The following is an 18,384-nucleotide window of genomic DNA, read 5'->3' as shown; positions in this document are numbered from 1 at the left end:
TAAATAAAAAATAGGTTCCTAATGGTCATATAGGTGACTATTAGGAACCTATTTTTATGTAAGTATATATAGCTTATCTAAAGAATCTACCAACGAGTGGCATGCTAGCACCATCGTTTTTATTGAGGCCTTTTAAAAGGACCATGATAATAACGTAGAGCAATAAGCCTTCGATACCAGTGAGTATAAAGTTAGCCCACATTGGTAAGATATCTGTTAAATAGTGGTAACTCAAGAAGATGAGTATACCCATAACACCGGCACTGACCACGTTTTTCCAAAGAAGGGAAATATCGAGGAAGTAGCCTGTGTATTTTTTGATATAAATCAAGTTGAGTAATGCGGCAAAGCCTATATCAGCAACGGTTGCCCAGGCGGCACCGCCGATGCCTAGCCAAGGAATAGCAGTCAGTGTCCAGTTAAGGATAACCTTGATTATGAGGGAAATTCCCATATTTATGACTGGAATACGTGGCCTGTTGAGCCCTTGTAAGATACCTGTTGTTACTTGATGTACACCTAGGAAGAATATAGAGAACGCCGTGATTTGCGTTGCTAGTTCTGCCTTAGGCGCATTGTAAATCAGTGTAACGGTGGGGGCAGCCAGTACATACAATAGCACTGTAAATGGTACGGTTGCCATAAATGTTAGTCGCATAGAGCCTGCAGTGCGATCATAGATACCTTGATGATCGCGTTTTGCAAAGGCATGAGAGATAGCTGGTACAATGCTTGTTGCAAGGGCTGCGGTAATGATGGTAGCCAAGTTGATGAGTGGCACCGCCATCCCAGTAAGGTAACCGAAGAGCTCTGTTACTTCGTTCATCGGGAACCCAGCATCTAATAAGCGACGTGGTACGATAAGCAAGTCGAGATTCGCCGTCAACGGTAACATGATACTTGCTAAGGAAATTGGTATGGACAATGTTAAGAGTCGTGACAAAATTTCTTTAGCTGATTCACGAGGGCCATCATAGCTTTCACCAGTATTACTAGCCTTAGGTAATTTGTAGTAATAATACAACAGCACCAGGAAGGCTCCAAAAGCACCTACACCTGCACCCAAGCTAGCGCCACCTGCTGCGGCTGGTAAACCGTAAGGTAATAAAATAGCAGCAGCACCGAGCATAACGATAACCCGTAGCAATTGTTCTACAATTTGGCTAATCGCTGTGGGCGTCATCATTTCATAGCCTTGGATATATCCGCGGAAACAGGAAATCCATGTTACAAAGAATACTGCCGGAGCGAGCGCGATGATAGAGTAGTAGGCACGGCTTTCAGCAATGAGACCACTAGAGATTAACCAATCTGCACCAAAGTACATAGCAAGACTGGCGATAAAACCTGTTATAGTCAACATTGTAAAAGAAATATTGAATACTCTCTTAGCGCCACCAAAGTCGTGTAAGGCTAATCGTTCTGCCGTCAAAATAGAGATGGCAATCGGCACACCTGCGCTCGAAATTTGTAATAGTAACAAATAGATAGGAAAGGCCATCTGGTAGATACCGATGCCTTCACCACCCAAGATGCGAGATAGAAGAATCCAGTTGATACTACCGATGGCTTTCACTACGAAACCGGCAATTGTTAAAATTAAGGTTCCTTTTAAAAATCCACTAGCCATTGATTATAGTTTGTTAGAGGAACCTAATACATTTTTAATTTTGTGAGCTACCATGCCTTTAATAGCATCACGAGCAGGTCCTAAATATTTGCGTGGGTCAAACTCAGATGGGTTTTGAGCCAAGTATTCGCGTACAGATGCAGTCATAGCAAGGCGAAGGTCTGTATCAATATTGATTTTGCAAACTGCCATTTGAGCAGCTTTGTGAAGCATTTCTTCAGGTACGCCTTGTGCACCAGGGATGTTGCCACCAAATTCATTACATTTTGCTACGAATTCAGGCAATACGGAGGATGCCCCATGCAATACGATTGGGAAGTTAGGCAATAATTCGCCAACTTTTTTCAAACGATCAAAATCGAGGTAAGGGTTGCCTTTGAATTTGTATGCACCGTGGCTAGTACCAATAGCGATTGCTAAGGAGTCTACACCTGTGAGATGGACAAACTCAGCAGCTTGTTCAGGATCAGTGAAGCGAGCATCTGCATCAGATACGTTTACATCATCTTCAACGCCTGCTAAACGGCCCAATTCTGCTTCTACTACAACGCCGTGAGCGTGAGCATATTCAACAACTTGTTTTGTGATTTTTACGTTTTCATCGAAATCATGATGCGATGCATCAATCATAACGGATGTAAAACCACCATCTACACAGTCTTTACAAATTTCGAAGGAATCGCCGTGGTCAAGGTGAAGAGCGATTGGTAGATTGCTGTCTTCAAGAGCGGCTTCCACAAGTTTTACAAGGTAAATATGTTTAGCATATTTACGTGCGCCTGCAGATACTTGCAAGATAAGAGGAGATTGTTCCTCTTTTGCTGCATCTACAATACCTTGTACGATTTCCATGTTGTTTACATTGAAAGCGCCAACAGCATAGCCGCCTTCATAGGCTTTTTTGAACATTTCTGTAGTAGTAACTAATGGCATGTTGTCCTCCTTGGCCATAGGGCCTGTTATATCATGTTATTAATACCGTGACTGCTAATATTTCTAGCTCGTAAGAACTAGATGCATTTCTGTTATTGCAATCATATATCAATTCAAGTTAAGTATATCAAGAAACACTATAAAGGGCCAATATTTTTTGTATAACTTATGCATAAATTTCGTCTTATTTTGTGACCCATGTGGGTTGTTTTTGTGCATTAGCATTTATTTAGTGGCTTTAAATTTGCTCAATCGTTTAGCAAGACTTTCATATCTTCTGGCATTTTTGCATGCAGTTCAAGCCATTCATCTGTTATGGGATGGTAAAAGCTTACGTGCGATGCATGCAGTGCTTGGCGTTGAATAAATTCTAGATGACCACCGTATAAGTCATCACCAGCTAGTGGATACCCTAGTTGAGATAAATGAACTCGAATCTGATGAGTGCGCCCTGTGTGTAATAAGCATTGCACATGAGTAAAGTGATTATAAACTATTATAGAGTTGTCAGCTGGACATATACTACTATTATTAATCATATCATCAGAGTTGTTTTTACTATAGTTAATTTTGCTTGTATTTTTACTAATTACTGTTATATCTGTGCGAGCCAGCTTTCCTTGGTCTGTACAACAACGCTCAATGATACTGCCTGGTTTACGACCTATAGGCCAGTTAATGCTTATAGGTACAGAAGGGAGATGTCCTTCTACAATGGCGTCGTAGCTTTTGTAAAAATGGGTGTGTTTTTTATCAAAAGCATGTTGTACTACGGATGTCTTAGCAATGATGACAATACCAGAGGTATCCTTATCTAATCGATGTACAGGATGAAAATCATAATGCTGATGTGTTTCTTGGTAGTAATGAAGTACACCATTTGCTAGCGTATGATCTCGTACGGTAGAAGTAGGGTGCATAAGAATACCAGCCGCTTTATTAATGACTAAAATATATTCGTCCTCATATATGATATCTAGTTCCATAGGGCTTAAACTAAACTCTTGCTCTGGTGTTAACTTCATAATGAGATGATCACCACCATGAATAAGCGTATTCCAGGTAGCAGGTTTACCATTAATTGTTATGATGGCATCACTTCGTAAACGTCGTCTCATGCGCTGGGAAATATGCTGTTGTTTTATAATATGATTTATAGATTGTGTGTGTACATCAGAATCTACAATTAAGTCGATTATTGTTGCTACTTTCATACGTATTATTATAACAAATAAAATAAAAATGAAGAATTTTTCATGATTCGTTGTTTTTATGAAGGTTCATATAGTATAATTTGAATTATTAAATTTTATACATTATTTATGTGTGAACTTTTTTACTGTAAAACTGTGTGTTTAGTTATAACAGTATATTTTATGAACTATATATGTATGTTAACGACTGTATGGTTATAGCTTATTCTATAAAAGGAGAGGTTTATGAATATTAACAAGAAATCTGTATTAGTCGCATGTGTGTTAGCGGCTATGTCTACAACAACTTTTGCGGCATCTACTACAACATCTACTAGTAGCACAACGGTAACAAACCACGATACACCAACATCTACTAGTACACGTGTTACTCGTGAGCAACATACAACAACTACATCAACTTCTACTGTGCGTACAGATAGCTCTAGCTCCACTAAAAGTACAAAAGCTAGTGTAGGCGTTATGACTCCTCAAAAAATTGAAGAGCGTAGTGCACTTTCTGGTTATATCGCAGCTGATGTGGCGAGCGCATTAAACCCTTATCGCAATGCACCTAAATCTTTAAAATCTGGTAAAGGCACTACTTTCAAAAATGACGAAGTCCTTGAACATGGTGTATTGGTAGCTATGAAACAAGGTGGTAAATGGGGTGTTATCCGTCCAGACGGTACCGTTGCTATTGAGCCTAAGTATAAAGAAATTAAAGATGTTGATTATAAAACGGGCAATGTGTTAGCTCAAGTAGATAAAAAAACAGACACTTGGGTTACGCCTAAGGGTGTAGAAATCTCTGAAGAGGAAGCTTTAAAAGAACGTGTAAAACAAGAAGCAACTCAAGAGTATGCAAGCGATTCTTATGTAGAGTTTAAAGAAAAAGGCAAATATGGCTTTAAAACTACTGATGATAAAGTAGTGATTGCTCCACAATTCCGTCAAATCGTGACTGGATTTAGCGAAGACCGTGCTTTTGTTAAAAATGCTAAAGGTAAAATCGTAGCTATTGATGGTACTGGTAAAGAATTATTTAATGCTCCATCTAAAGAGGTATATAGATACCGTAATGGTCTGGCTGAATACCGCCGTTCCGTGAGTGGCTTTAATTTAGGTGGCCTTGTAGGTGGCTTCATCGTGGGTGGTATCCTTGGAGGTGCGCTTTTAGGTGGTCAACATTATCACGTAGGTGGTTTTGCCTATGATGGTGCAAAACGTGGCTATATTGATCGTTTTGGTAATATTGTAATCGACAGCAAAAAAGATAAAGTATGGCCTATCACAGCTTATGGTACGGTAATCAAAGATGCTGGTAATTTATACTTTGTGAATCGTAAAGGTGAAGTTGTTATTCAACCAGGCGATTACGATGCAGGTGAAATGGATAAATTAAATGGTCTATTAGCGTTAAGAGACAATAAGACTGAGAAATGGGGCATTTTCGATGTATCAACAGGTAAGCAAGTAGTAACCTTCAAATATGATTCTATTTCCTTTGCAGGGACTGATCGTTTAGTAGTTGTGAAAGATCATGTTAAAAACCTTATCGATATGAATAGTGGTAAATCCTTGTATTCTGCTCAAACAGAAGCAACTATTGAACCGTTCAACAATGATACTGTAACATGGGTTCATACTGGTAAAGAGGGCTATACAATCATAGATAATAATGGTCATATTTTATTTAGAGATACAAACAAACTTATTGAAGACGCTAAGTCCTTTAACCATGGTTTCAGCTCTGTTAAGTCTAAAGGCAAATGGGGAATCATGAACTCCAAAGGTGAATGGCTTGTACAACCTACATATGATGCGGTAAACGTTTTATAATATAATTGGTTTTAGAATTCCTCTGAATTTATATTGCCTTTAGTTCTGGCTTAATTAGTATTTTTTAGTTATAGTTTTTAGCTATAGACTAAATACAACAGAATAGCGTTATATAGAACTAGCAATGTACATATATTATGTATGTTGCTAGTTTTTTATATTATTTGTCTTGTGGATTGCGTTGCATAACCGTATTAGAGAACTTTCACTATACTTATAAAAGCTTCATTAATATATAGCTAATAATTATAATTAAGAAAATCGATTTACCTAGAAAATAAGCGTATTTTAAGGTATAATTAGAGAGATGTATTCCGATTTGGTGTAGTTTTACATTTTTACTTGGAATATGAGGATGATGAAAGTAATGCTATGAACCTTATGCCCAATAGGTTCAGGTGTAGGAGGTATAAAATGGCTAAAGATTGTTCCTTTGACGTTGTGTCCGAAGTGGATATGCAGGAAGTGGATAATGCGGTAAACCAAGCGAAAAAAGAGATTGGTACGCGCTATGATTTCCGTGGTTCTAAAGCGGAAATTAGTCTTGAAGGTGACACTATTAAAATCATCGGTGATGATGAATATAAATTGAATGCCATTATCGATGTTTTAAAAGGCAAGATGGTTAAACGTAACGTAGCGATTAAAAATCTTGACTACGGCAAAGTTGAACCAGCAGCAGGTGCAACAGTTCGCCAAATCATTACTATTAAAAAAGGCATTACTAAAGAAAATGCTAAAGAAGTAGTAAAAGCAATTAAAAACATGAAAATTAAGGTACAAGCATCTATCCAAGAGGATCAAGTGCGCGTATCTGGTAAGGACAAAGATGATTTGCAAGCAGTAATCCAAATGTTAAAACAATTGGATATCCCTGTAGAACTGCAATTCGTTAACTTCCGTTCTTAATACTATATGTCCATAGGATAGGTTAGTTAGACTCGTTTGAGTCTCTAATACTATCAGTGTAGGAGGCCTTATGAAAGTGGAGGACATGAAGGGTGGATATACCACAGGTTCATGTGCTACGGCAGGTATGAAAGCTGGTTTATTGGCCCTCTTAGATAAGAATATTGTGGATCAAGTGGTCATTGAGAACCCTCAAGGGCAGTACATTGAGGTTCCTATTAAAGCGGTAGAGATTATATCCGATACAGAGGCGAAGGTGACCGTCATGAAAGACGGCGGCGACGATCCTGATGTAACTCATGGCAATGATGTGGAAACGACAGTGACCCTTGATGATACTGGTGAACTGCGATTCCGAGCTGGCTTTGGTGTAGGTACTGTAACGAAACCAGGCCTTGCTATGCCACCAGGAGAACCGGCTATCAATCCAGGGCCCCGGACAATGATGAAGCTAGTTTTTGAAGAACATTGTGTCCATGGTCAAGGTGTAACAGTAACTGTTAGTGTTCCTAATGGTAAGGTATTAGCTAAGAAAACCTTGAATCATACACTTGGTATCGAAGGTGGCATTTCCATTATTGGTACTACCGGTATTGTTAAGCCTATGAGTGAAGAAGGGTTTAAGAACTCGTTAGTGCCACAGTTGAAAGTTATGAAGGCTAGCGGATGTGAAACAGCTGTTCTCGTACCGGGGCGTATTGGTCAAGATCTTGCAGAACAAGTATTAGGTATCCATAAGAACCAAATGGCAGAAACGAGTAACTTTATCGGATTTATGCTAGAAAAGGCTGTACAGATTGGATTTAAGCGAATCCTAATTATCGGTCATATCGGTAAGTTAATCAAACTAGCTAGTGGTAGCTTCCATACTCATAATCGCATGAGTGATGGTCGTATGGAAAGCATCGTGGCCTATGCAGCCCTAGAAGGGGCATCGCAAGCGGTGTGTGAAGAGTTATTTAATTGCCAAACCACAGAGTCTACATTCCCTATCTTGGAGCGAGAAGGATTGACTGGTGTGTACCAACGTGTTGTAGATCGTGCATCTCTACGTAGTGAGCGCTATATTGCTAACGAAGCAGAGGTGGGCATCATTATTACGACCTTAAAGGGCGAAATCTTGGCAATGGATAAGCATGCAAAAGAGATAGGAGAACTTGAACATTGGCACATACCTTGTATATCGTAGGCATTGGTCCGGGTAATCCTGATTATGTGGTGCCTAGAGGCCTTAATTTAATTAAACATGCTACAGTATTGGTAGGCAGTGAACGTTCTTTAGAGGACTTTCAAGAGCCTGGCCAAATTACATATCCTGTAACGGGTAAGCTCAGCGTATTAGCGGAGCAAATTGAGCGTGAGCTCAACGACCATGACGTTGTAGTTATGGTTAGTGGCGATACAGGCTACTATAGCTTATTGCCATATTTAAAGAAAAAATTCCCTGCTAATCCTATTGAGGTGGTACCAGGCATTAGTTCTATGACCTTTGCCTTTGCTCGACTCAATGAGGTGTGGCATGATGCGGATTTAATGAGCTTTCACGGTCGCCAACCGGCACCAGAGAAACTCGTATATGAAGCAGGTAAAAAGATGGGATTCTTAACGGATCCTGAATATAATCCAGCGCATATTGCGCGTATTTTAATAGATGCAGGTTGGCCAAAAGAAACGAGAGCGGCAGCCCTTGAGCGCTTGAGTTATGATGATGAAAAAATCGTAGACTCTACGCTAGAGGTGTTAACTGAGCTCGAAGGCTTTGGTCATTCTGTAATGGTGGTACTAGGATGAGACATTTTTTCGGAATTCCTGATGAGGAGTTTATCCGCGGCGATGTGCCGATGACGAAATGCGAAATTCGCAAAGCCGTTATGAATGAGGCACGCATCGAGGAGGATAGCATTGTCCTTGACGTAGGTGCTGGTACGGGCTCTATTTCTATTGAAGCAGCCTTGGCAGCTCCTAAAGGGCATGTATATGCAATTGAGCGCTTTGATAAAGGCATCGACCTTATCAATGAGAATATAAAGAAATTCAATGTAAATAATATGACCGTAATCAAATCCAAAGCTCCTGAAGGCATGGAAGAATTGCCTGAGCTTGATGCGGTTATCATCGGAGGTAGCGCTGGTGGTATGACAGGCATCATGGATGAAGCGCAACGTCTTTTAAAAGTAGGCGGCCGTCTAGTAGTAACTGCTGTAACGATGGAGACAGGTTATACAATCTTGAAAGAGTTGAAAGGTCGTCCTTTCACGTATGAAGGTTACCAAATGTCCATCAGCCGTTACCGCAAGGCTGGTCCCTATCATTTGTTAGACCCATTGAGTCCAATTTTCATTGTATCTGCAACGCGTATCGCAGAAGGAGAGTAATATGGTTGACGTACATATCGTAGGTGCAGGCCCTGGGGATCCTGAGTTAATTACTCGCAAAGGGTATCGTTTAGTGCAAGAGGCAGATGTTGTAATTTATGCGGGTTCCTTGGTAAACCCTGCCATTTTAGAGGCTTGTAAACCAGGCTGTGAAATCCATAACAGTGCTACTATGAACCTTGATGAGGTTTTGGCTGTTATGAAAGCTGCCGTTGAGGCTGGTAAACGTGTAGTTCGCCTTCACACAGGTGACCCTGCTATTTACGGTGCTATTCAAGAGCAAATGGATGCATTGGCTGGCATGGGTATTTCTTATGAAGTCGTGCCGGGCGTAAGCTCTTTCCTTGCTACAGCAGCGGCTTTGAAACAAGAATATACATTGCCAAATGTATCTCAAACAGTTATTATTACGCGTATGGAAGGCCGTACGCCGATGCCTCCAAAGGAAAAATTGCGCATGTTAGCATCTCATGAAGCGACAATGTGTATTTTCCTTAGCGTTCAAATGTTAGATAAGGTTGTAGCTGAACTCATCGAGGGTGGTTATGACAAAACAACTCCAGTGGCTATCGTGGTAAAAGCTTCTTGGCCAGACCAACGTATTATCCGCGGCACATTGGAAACCATTGCGGACATCGTAGCGAAAGAAGGCGTATTGCGCCAAGCTATGATTGTAGTAAGCCATGTATTAGATAGTGAATACGAATTGTCTAAACTCTATGACAAAGGCTTTGCTCACATGTACCGCAGTGCTAAGGACTAGTATGATGAAAGAACTAGAAATTGGTGGGCCTATGACGGAAGCTAGGAAGAATAGAACGGCTATTCTTTCTGTTTCTGAACGAGGTGCAAAGCTGGGTCAACGCATCAAGTCTTTGGTGGCACCTCATGCGGATTGTTTTGAAAAGGAAAACCGTCCTTCTGGTGGTGAGGCCATCTATTTTGATTCTCTCAAAAACCATATTGGACAGATTTTTAAGGATTACGACCAAGTATTATGCATTATGGCACTTGGTATCGTAGTGCGCATGATTGCACCATATATTGAACACAAATCCAAGGATCCTGCGGTAGTCGTAATGGACGAAGTAGGACACCATGTGATTAGCTTATTATCTGGCCACCTTGGGGGCGCCAACGAATGGACGCAGTCCATTTCGCTGGCCATTGATGCGGACCCTGTGATTACGACTGCAACGGATGTAAACGGATTGCCAGCGCCTGACGTGTTGGCGCGTCACGAGCATCTGTTGGTAGATGACTTCCAAACCTTAATCAATGTGAACTCTGCCATCGTTGGGGGAGAACAGGTTGATTATTATATCGATGCAAGCTTACCGAATGCAGAGCATTTAGAACAAGCTGCGAAAGCTCATATTGGTAAACATGGTATGGTTCATATTGTTTCTTTGGATCAACTTGAGTCTATTCCCTGTAAAAATGAGAGCGCTGGAGAGGGCTCATCTCGAGTTGTAATTACTGATAAAGTAATGACCGAGTATGGTCATCAATTGATTTTGCGCCCTCGTACGTATACGATGGGTATTGGTTGTCGTCGAGATACGCCGAAGGAATTGATTCTTGACGCCATTCAACAATCGCTAGCAGTACATAAGCTTTCACCAAAGAGCCTCGTAACGGCTGCATCGGTCATCGTAAAACAAGACGAAGTAGGCCTTTTAGAGGCTATGCAAATTATGGGGTGGCCTATCGTGTTCTATACGCAGGACGAGATGGCACTACTTATTGAAGAACAAGAATTAAAAGAATCTAATTTTGTAAAAGGAACTATAGGAGTAGGAAACGTATGCGAGACAACGGCATTACTAGCGGCCAAGAGCCGAACACTAATACAGCACAAAACAATTTATCCCAAAACAACGGTAGCCATTGCTCAGGTAACATCAAAGTAATCGGCATCGGCCCTGGCGATGAAGAGTTCATGACACCTCAAGCACGTGAAGCTATCTTAGCGGCTGACCGTGTTGTAGGTTATTTGACTTATCTTGACTTGATTAAAGACCTAATTGAAGGTAAAGAGACTGTAGGCACTGCCATGATGCAAGAGGTAGATCGTTGCCAACAAGCAGTTGATTTAGCAGTAGAAGGTCATCAAGTCGTAGTTGTATCCTCTGGTGACTCTGGCGTATATGGTATGGCAGGTCTTGTGTTGGAACTTGCTAATAAAGTACCAGCAGAAAAACGTCCTTCCGTAGATATTGTACCTGGCCTTAGCGCTGTAAACGTAGCAGCATCTGTTTTAGGCGCACCTTTGATGCATGACTTTGCGGTCATTTCTCTTAGTGACTTGATGACTCCATGGGATCTAATTAAAAAACGTGCTGATCTTTGTGCACAAGGTGACATGGTTATCTCCTTGTACAATCCGCGCAGTAAAAAACGTGTTACTCACTTAGATGAAGTTCGTGAAATCGTTCTTAAATACCGCGACCCAAAAACACCTGTTGGCATCGTGCAAAAAGCAGGACGCCCAGGTCAACATATGGTAATTTCTGACCTTGAAAACTTTACAAAAGAAGAAGTGGATATGCAAACACTTGTTATTATCGGTAATAGCCAAACCTATGTTGAAAATGGCCGCATGATTACACCTCGAGGCTACAAATTATGATTTGGGTCATCGCTGGTACCTTAGATGGTCGTACCTTAGCGGTAGATATTCAAGAACGGACAGGTGAAGAGGTTCTCGTTACTGTTGTGAGTCAGTATGGGGCAGAACTTGCTGCCCATAAGGGAATTACCGTTCATACGGGCCGCCTTGACCAAGAGGCTATGCAAAATTTGATTAAGGAACACAACATACGCTTATTAATCGATGCGAGCCATCCGTATGCTGCTATTGTTACAGCTACGGCTCAAGATGCAGCAAAAGCTAAAGGTATTCCTTTTGTTCGCTTTGAACGTAAAGAGGTACCATTACCAGATTATGATAAATTACATATCGTAGTGGATGAGGTAGAGGCCGCAAATTTAGCTGGCAAATTGGCAAAGGAGAATAACAAACATGTGTATTTGACCACAGGTAGTAAGACAATGCACATCTTTGCTAAATCTGAGGCTTTACAAGATTGTGAAGTATGGACACGTATTTTGCCGACTGCAGAGGTGTTACAAATGATGGAAGACCTCAACGTGAGTCCTAAGCGCATTGTTGCTGTTCAAGGTCCATTTTCTTATGATATGAACCGCATCATGTTCCACGATACACAGGCAAGCGTTGTAGTTATGAAAAACTCTGGCCTTGTAGGTGGTGCTGATACAAAATTACAAGCTGCTATGGATCTTGGTATCCATGTTATTGTTATCGATCGTCCACGTGTTAAACTTGAAAGTCACGTGGTATCATCAAATGATGAATTCTTTAAATTATGGGAGGACACTAATGGATTACGTTAAAAATCCTAAAGCTATTGAAGATAAAAGCATGGAAATCATTTATGATTATGTAAAGGATTTAGGCTTAACAGATGATGAAGTGCGCGTTGTATCTCGTACAGTACATGCGTCTGGTGATGTCGAATATGCTCAACTCGTAAAAATGAGCCCTGATGCTGTTCAAAAAGGTATTGAAGCATTGGATAATGGTGCAGACATTTATACAGATGTAGAAATGGTTCGCACAGGTATTTCTAAGCCAGCTCTTAAAATTCGCGGCAATGAAGTGCACTGCTTAATTAAAGACGAAAATGTAGCTAAAATGGCTAAAGAATTAGGTGTAACTCGTTCCATTGCGGCTATGCGTACCTTTGGTAAACAACTAGAAGGACAAATCGTTGCTATCGGTAATGCACCAACTGCATTGTATGAAGTGTTGCGCCTTGCTCTTGAAGAAGGCATTAAACCAGCTCTTATTATTGGTATCCCTGTAGGCTTTGTAGGTGCTGCAGAATCCAAAGATTATTTGATGGAAGTATCCCCAGTTCCTTACATCACTGTAAAAGGCAACAAAGGTGGTAGCCCAATCGCTGCTTCCGTATGTAATGCATTGCTTTACACAGACGTAAAACGCAATGACATGCTTTTTGTAGAAGGTAAAGAATCTAAATAATACATAACCCGAATCGTGTTTTAGTAGTTTTGCGATTCGGGTTTTACTGTATATATTTTTCACAATAATTAGCTAAATATAAATTAGCTAAACACGATAATTATACTATAGTAAATTTCTTATAATATAGTTAATTTTGAGAGGGGGTTCATATGGCATCTAGTAATGAACGAAAATTATTTCGTGTATCAGTGATTTGTATCTTAATCATCGCCGTTATTATGAGCATGATTATATCTCTTATTTGGGGATCAACACCCGTATCATTAACTGAGATTTGGTATACATTATGGTCTAGTGAGCTAACTGATACATCTTCACAAATTATTTGGAATATTCGATTGCCTCGCAATATTGTAGCTGCGTTAGTGGGGGCATGTCTCGCTGTATCTGGTGCAATTTTGCAAGCTGTTATGAAAAATCCCCTAGCGGACCCACAGATTGTAGGGGTATCCTCTGGTGCAGGTCTAGCTGGTGTTATCATATTTATTTTATTTCCTGGGTATGATCATATAGTTCCTTTAGTGGCCTTTTTAGGTGCTATGGCTGCAGCACTCATGGTGTATGCATTAGCATGGAAAAATGGAGTGCGACCTAGTCGTATTATCTTAGCTGGTGTTGCGGTCGCAGCCTTTTTAGGCTCAGGTATTTCAGCACTACTTGTATTCTTTGGTGATCGTGTACAAGGGGCATTGCTTTGGATGGTAGGAGGACTCGCTGCACGCAGTTGGCCTCAAGTAGAAGTGCTGTTTCCCTATGCTATAGTTGGCCTTATTTTTGCCTGTTTAGGAGCTAAACGACTTACCATTTTGAGCTTAGGCGATGAAACTGCAAAGGGATTAGGCCTTAAGGTAGAACAAACACGGTTTGTTATGACTGCAGTGGCTGCTCTTTTAGCGGCTGGTGCTGTAAGTATTGCTGGGCTTATCGGATTTGTAGGTTTGGTTATCCCCCATATGTTACGTCTCATAATCGGTAATGACTATGCATATTTACTGCCTGGATCCGCATTATTAGGGGCCCTAGTTCTTGTTGTCAGTGATACAATAGGACGTGTTATGTGGAGCCCTATAGAGGTACCTGTAGGCATTATTATGGCATTCTTTGGAGCGCCGTTCTTCTTGTACCTATTGAGGAGGGATAACTAATGAATACCGCTATTGATGTAAAACAGTTATCCGTAACTCTTGGTAATCGTCATATTCTACATGACATTAATGTATCAGTTCCTATCGGTAAAATTACGACATTAATAGGGCCTAATGGTTGTGGTAAAAGTACGCTTTTACGATCTATGATCGGATATATTCATAGCCCTCATGAATGTATTACCATATTTGATAAACCGTTACAATCATATTCTCAAAACAATCTGGCACGGCAAATGGCATTTTTGCCACAAGTACCGAATATGCCAAAGGATATGACTGTAGAAGAATTGGTATATTGTGGACGGTATCCATACCAAACATGGTGGAAAAACACGGCTAAAGAAGATCGTGAGATTGTTGACTATGCGTTACATATCACGAAAACGAATCATTTGCGAGAACAATTAATCCCATCCCTATCTGGTGGTGAACGGCAACGCGTTTGGATTGCTATGGCGCTAGCACAGCAACCAAAATTATTAGTCTTAGACGAACCAACAACATATTTAGATATTAATCACCAATTAGAAATTATGGAGTTATTGAAACGATTAAATAAGGAACAAGATTTAACCGTTCTCATGGTACTTCACGAACTAACACAGGCGGTTCAATATTCACATTATATGGCTGTTATAAAAGAAGGCCATTTAGTAGCATCAGGAGAGACAAGTAAAATTATATCGGATGAGTTGTTTAGAGATGTATTCTCTGTAGATGTACAACTTGATACATTTGATAATAAAAAATATGTGCGCGTAAAAGGATTAGTTGAGTAGCTTGATACTAATAGAAAAAGAGGGCATTCCCTATTTGGGGGATGCCCTCTTTCGCATGATACAATATGTTAGAATGTAACATTAATACCGTATGCTTCTTTAACTAAACGTGCCATAGCTTCAGGTGTTTGTAGTCCTGGGTTTAATAGGAATAGTTTAGATGGTAAGTATATTACGCGGTTATTTTGTACGGCTTTTAAATTAGCCCATGCAGGATTATCTGTCATAGCTTGTTTCATAGCTTTTGTAATTTCTTCTTCTTTACCCATTGTAACAACAAAGATAATATCAGGGTTATCTGCAGTCAATGTTTCAAGAGAGTAAGGGACAGTTTTATCCTTGGTTGTACCTTCTAAGTGGGAGGCAACAACGTTTGTCATGCCTAGTTCTTTTACCATAGATGCAGTAACTGCTTCATCAGTTTCGGCAGTTACACCTTTTCCTGTGGCACGTAATACGGCAACACGTGCAGGCTGTTGATTCTTAACAGCATCTTTTACCTTGGTAATATTGCTTTCATAGGTATTAATAATAGATTTAGCCTTATCTTGATGATTGGTTAACTCGCCAAGGAATGTTAACATTGGTACATTATCTTTAATACCATCGTAATCAAAAAGTACGGTTGGAATATTATTAGCTTGTAATTGGGATTCATATTTTTTATGTTGATTTACTAAACCCAATACCACATCTGGCTTCAAGCCTAATAGTTGTTCCATGTTGATATTTGCAGTTTGACCAAGAGCGGGTAGAGCTTCTAATTCTGGGGCTAATTTATCCGTTGTATTGGCACGGCTAATGGCTTTACCATCGACAGCATAAAGCATAGATAAAACAGAATTAGATAATACAGCAATTTTTTGTGGATCCTTTGGTACAGTATAGGTTTGACCATTAAAGGTCAACTCCTTCGTAGTAGCAGAAGAGCTGGATGTGGATTTACCACACCCAGCTATTGCTAGTACAACCATGACCAAAGCGAGACTACAAAGTAGTAGTTTTTTCATGATGTACTCCTATGTACGTTATATAACGATACTAGTTAAATTATGGATTGATTATTTTTGTAATGCGTCCCAAGATTCGTTAGCACGTTCAACGAATAAGTTACGGATGTTAGGATTTTCACCTAAGCCATGGATGTAAGTGTCAACTTTGAAGCCTTCTTTTTCAAGGATGGATTTATGGGAATCTGGTTCATTACCAGCCATGTCATTGTTAGCATGGTCGCCTGCAACCATCATGAATGGCATCAATGTAACGTGTTTAATACCATGTAATTTTAATTGAGGGATAACTTGTTCAAGATTTGGAGTACCTTCTACTGTGTAGACGAATACATTTTTCATACCAAGAGTATGGATACGGTCTTGAATTACGGAATAGTAAGCATTGGAAGGATCTGGAGTACCATGAGCCATGATAAGAAGAGCGTCTTCTTTGCCTAATTTAGGGAATTGAGATTGAACAGCTTTTAATGTTTCAATAACTTGGTCAGTTTGGTTTTCTTGACCCATCCAGTACATAAGAGATGTACCAAGTGTCATTTTTTTGAAATTATCTTTGTACAAATTATATACTGCTGTATCGTAGTTGTATTCCATACCAGGAATTACATCAAGGGATGCTAATGCAACGCGAGTGTAACCGTCTTTTTTAAGTTCAGCCAATGCTTCTTCAGGAGTTGGGTAAGTAATACCTTCTTTTTGTTGGATACGATCACGAATAATATGGCTTGTGAAAGCTGTAATTACTTTTGTGTTTGGATGAGCTGCTTTAATAGCATCTACAGTTGCATCGATTGTTTTCGCACGAGTATCTTTATAAGTTGTACCAAAGCTCATAACAACCATAGCATCTTTGTTTGGCAAGTTTTGTAAAGCTTCAGTATTGTGTGTACGAACACCGATTGCAGAAGCTTCTTTTAATGCTGGAGTAGGGTCTTTTACTTCAGGATTTAATTGGTATGCAGCATTAGATACAACAGGTGCACCAAAGGATACTGCAAGACCTAGAATAGCGGATGCTAAAGCTAATTGTTTTTTCATTTCTATACTCCTAATTTATAACTATAACTACACTAATATGCAATCATTCACATAGTTCTAATATAATGAGAACTATGGATTTATCGCATATATATAACCTTAAATCAATCGTAGCAGAGGGGCTAAGGAGTGTCAATAAACCCTATACCCCTAGAAGTATAGAGAAAATAAGAAAGTATTAATAAATTAATGTGATGAATATAGTATGATAGTACACTTTATAATTATATTCTTGTTGGTTATAAGGGTATGAATATGTGAATATGTGAGTAATTTTATTTTTCCTTTTTATTTAGGACTATTTTGATGGGGCCCATAACGTTACTACAACTAAATTGATCGTTATAAATGTTAATTTTGATATTTTTTCTCATTGACTTCTATAGATTAATCTTGTACTATTATTACATAGTAGTTGATAACAGTTTTCAATTGTGAAAGTTGTTTCATGTATGAGTAATATGGAGGTCACATATGAAAGGCATAATTATTGCATCCTTTGGATCAATTTACCAAGATGCTGTGGAGAAATCCATTGGCAGTATAGAGAAAAAAGTACGTTCCATGTATAGTGATATGGAGGTACGCCGCGTATTCTTATCTGATGCATTAGTAGAGAAGTGGAATGAGAAGTACGAAGATAAGATTTCTTCTTTCACAGAGGCTATGCAAGATTTCGCTCGCATGGGAATTGATGAGGTGTACATTCAACCTATTACATTGGTGGCAGATCAGTGCTACCAACAAATGCGCAAACAAGCATTAAAGTTTTTACATAGCAATGAATATGGTTTTAGCCAGGTAAATATCGGTAAACCATTGCTTACCTCTTTAGGTGTAAAAAATTATGCCGATGATTATGAAGCAACATTAGAAAGCATTGTTCGTCACGTTAATACAAAAGCACTTAATAAATCTGTTGTGCTCATGGCGAATGGTCAAAATCAATTAGAGTTCAGTACATTGCAATTAAAAGCTATGTATGGGGCAGCGCCAAACGTAGTAGTATTTACTACAAATGGTTTCCCTACATTCAAACAAGCTCTTACTTTCTTGGATCGTATGGGGCATAAAGATTTATTAGTTGTACCATTGGCTCTCATAGGTTCTACACATTTAATGGACTATCTTGGCGGTGAACGCTCCGATTCCATTTATGCTTTACTCGCTGAGGAAGGCTACAATGTTGATATCTGGAATGAAGGGCTTGGGGAAAATCCACATGTACAAGATTTATTCTTGAAACATTTAGGTCAAGCTATCCGCATGTCTGATCGTAAACGGCCCATGCCTAGAGAATCCGTAAAACCTGTCATGACAAATTCTCGCTTAGAAGCGCAAGGTTTGATTTCTTGATATTTGTTATTACATAATTAGGCATACAACACTCCACTCTTTCACATTAATAAAAATCCTCCTTGTTGGACATCCAATGAGGAGGATTTTTACTTT

18 protein-coding genes are annotated in these 18,384 nt (G+C 39.6%); 13 read left to right on the top strand and 5 right to left on the bottom strand.

Annotated features, from left to right (window positions below; genetic code table 11):
• Positions 1-73: 73 nt before the first annotated feature.
• The 3 genes from E7K77_RS02720 to E7K77_RS02710 all read right to left on the bottom strand — a co-directional run bounded on the left by E7K77_RS02720 (position 74) and on the right by E7K77_RS02710 (position 3,777).
• On the bottom strand, positions 74-1,630 hold the full coding sequence (locus tag E7K77_RS02720) for a putative polysaccharide biosynthesis protein (RefSeq protein ID WP_215675535.1): 1,557 nt from the start codon (positions 1,628-1,630) through the stop codon (positions 74-76).
• Between the two features lie 3 nt (positions 1,631-1,633).
• Positions 1,634-2,563 (bottom strand): class II fructose-1,6-bisphosphate aldolase, encoded by a 930-nt coding sequence (gene fba, locus E7K77_RS02715; protein ID WP_155086145.1) that lies wholly within the window; start codon positions 2,561-2,563, stop codon positions 1,634-1,636.
• A gap of 248 nt (positions 2,564-2,811) precedes the next feature.
• Positions 2,812-3,777, bottom strand: coding sequence for an RluA family pseudouridine synthase (locus E7K77_RS02710; RefSeq protein ID WP_325306038.1), 966 nt, complete (start codon positions 3,775-3,777; stop codon positions 2,812-2,814).
• A gap of 225 nt (positions 3,778-4,002) precedes the next feature.
• On the opposite strand from E7K77_RS02710, the gene E7K77_RS02705 reads away from it, so the two are divergent.
• The 12 genes from E7K77_RS02705 to E7K77_RS02650 all read left to right on the top strand — a co-directional run bounded on the left by E7K77_RS02705 (position 4,003) and on the right by E7K77_RS02650 (position 14,881).
• Entirely contained in the window at positions 4,003-5,598 is a 1,596-nt protein-coding gene (locus E7K77_RS02705) for a WG repeat-containing protein (RefSeq protein WP_325306037.1), read from the top strand.
• A gap of 414 nt (positions 5,599-6,012) precedes the next feature.
• Positions 6,013-6,507 (top strand): YajQ family cyclic di-GMP-binding protein, encoded by a 495-nt coding sequence (locus tag E7K77_RS02700; protein WP_004696277.1) that lies wholly within the window; start codon positions 6,013-6,015, stop codon positions 6,505-6,507.
• A gap of 70 nt (positions 6,508-6,577) precedes the next feature.
• Positions 6,578-7,696 (top strand): cobalt-precorrin-5B (C(1))-methyltransferase CbiD, encoded by a 1,119-nt coding sequence (gene cbiD / locus E7K77_RS02695; RefSeq protein ID WP_325306036.1) that lies wholly within the window; start codon positions 6,578-6,580, stop codon positions 7,694-7,696.
• The gene (gene cbiE, locus E7K77_RS02690) at positions 7,672-8,298 is read left to right on the top strand and encodes a precorrin-6y C5,15-methyltransferase (decarboxylating) subunit CbiE (protein WP_004696273.1); all 627 of its coding nucleotides are present in this window, start codon (positions 7,672-7,674) and stop codon (positions 8,296-8,298) included. Before cbiD ends, cbiE begins: the two co-directional genes overlap by 25 nt.
• Complete coding sequence (cbiT, locus tag E7K77_RS02685) at positions 8,295-8,882, top strand: precorrin-6Y C5,15-methyltransferase (decarboxylating) subunit CbiT (RefSeq protein ID WP_004697307.1); 588 nt, start codon at positions 8,295-8,297, stop codon at positions 8,880-8,882. The genes cbiE and cbiT overlap by 4 nt, the downstream gene beginning before the upstream one ends.
• A 1-nt stretch (position 8,883) precedes the next feature.
• Entirely contained in the window at positions 8,884-9,645 is a 762-nt protein-coding gene (cobM, locus tag E7K77_RS02680) for a precorrin-4 C(11)-methyltransferase (protein ID WP_004696269.1), read from the top strand.
• 4 nt (positions 9,646-9,649) lie between these two features.
• Positions 9,650-10,795, top strand: coding sequence for a cobalt-precorrin 5A hydrolase (locus tag E7K77_RS02675; RefSeq protein WP_325306059.1), 1,146 nt, complete (start codon positions 9,650-9,652; stop codon positions 10,793-10,795).
• 29 nt (positions 10,796-10,824) lie between these two features.
• Positions 10,825-11,514, top strand: coding sequence for a precorrin-3B C(17)-methyltransferase (gene cobJ / locus E7K77_RS02670; protein WP_004697003.1), 690 nt, complete (start codon positions 10,825-10,827; stop codon positions 11,512-11,514).
• The gene (gene cobK / locus E7K77_RS02665; RefSeq protein WP_004697081.1) at positions 11,511-12,299 is read left to right on the top strand and encodes a precorrin-6A reductase; all 789 of its coding nucleotides are present in this window, start codon (positions 11,511-11,513) and stop codon (positions 12,297-12,299) included. Before cobJ ends, cobK begins: the two co-directional genes overlap by 4 nt.
• Positions 12,286-12,951 carry a precorrin-8X methylmutase gene (locus tag E7K77_RS02660; RefSeq protein WP_004696261.1) on the top strand — a complete coding sequence of 222 codons (666 nt, stop codon included), beginning with the start codon at positions 12,286-12,288 and terminating at the stop codon, positions 12,949-12,951. Before cobK ends, E7K77_RS02660 begins: the two co-directional genes overlap by 14 nt.
• Positions 12,952-13,103: 152 nt before the next feature.
• Complete coding sequence (locus tag E7K77_RS02655; protein ID WP_311573926.1) at positions 13,104-14,099, top strand: FecCD family ABC transporter permease; 996 nt, start codon at positions 13,104-13,106, stop codon at positions 14,097-14,099.
• Positions 14,099-14,881 carry an ABC transporter ATP-binding protein gene (locus tag E7K77_RS02650; RefSeq protein WP_105086614.1) on the top strand — a complete coding sequence of 261 codons (783 nt, stop codon included), beginning with the start codon at positions 14,099-14,101 and terminating at the stop codon, positions 14,879-14,881. Before E7K77_RS02655 ends, E7K77_RS02650 begins: the two co-directional genes overlap by 1 nt.
• Before the next feature lie 68 nt (positions 14,882-14,949).
• Here E7K77_RS02650 and E7K77_RS02645 read toward each other — a convergent pair whose 3' ends face one another.
• Together E7K77_RS02645 and E7K77_RS02640 are read right to left on the bottom strand one after the other, a co-directional pair.
• Positions 14,950-15,891 (bottom strand): ABC transporter substrate-binding protein, encoded by a 942-nt coding sequence (locus E7K77_RS02645; RefSeq protein ID WP_119563156.1) that lies wholly within the window; start codon positions 15,889-15,891, stop codon positions 14,950-14,952.
• Between the two features lie 51 nt (positions 15,892-15,942).
• Positions 15,943-16,932, bottom strand: coding sequence for a sirohydrochlorin cobaltochelatase (locus E7K77_RS02640; protein WP_101928374.1), 990 nt, complete (start codon positions 16,930-16,932; stop codon positions 15,943-15,945).
• Positions 16,933-17,406: 474 nt separating this feature from the next.
• Here E7K77_RS02640 and E7K77_RS02635 point away from each other — a divergent pair, with 474 nt between their 5' ends.
• Positions 17,407-18,288, top strand: coding sequence for a sirohydrochlorin cobaltochelatase (locus E7K77_RS02635; RefSeq protein WP_004696252.1), 882 nt, complete (start codon positions 17,407-17,409; stop codon positions 18,286-18,288).
• Positions 18,289-18,384 lie beyond the last annotated feature (96 nt).

This window comes from Veillonella parvula (assembly GCF_032577575.1).
In the GTDB taxonomy this organism is placed as follows: domain Bacteria; phylum Bacillota; class Negativicutes; order Veillonellales; family Veillonellaceae; genus Veillonella.
Note: the sequence above shows the minus strand (reverse complement) of the source record. Positions and strands in the feature narration are given on the sequence as shown.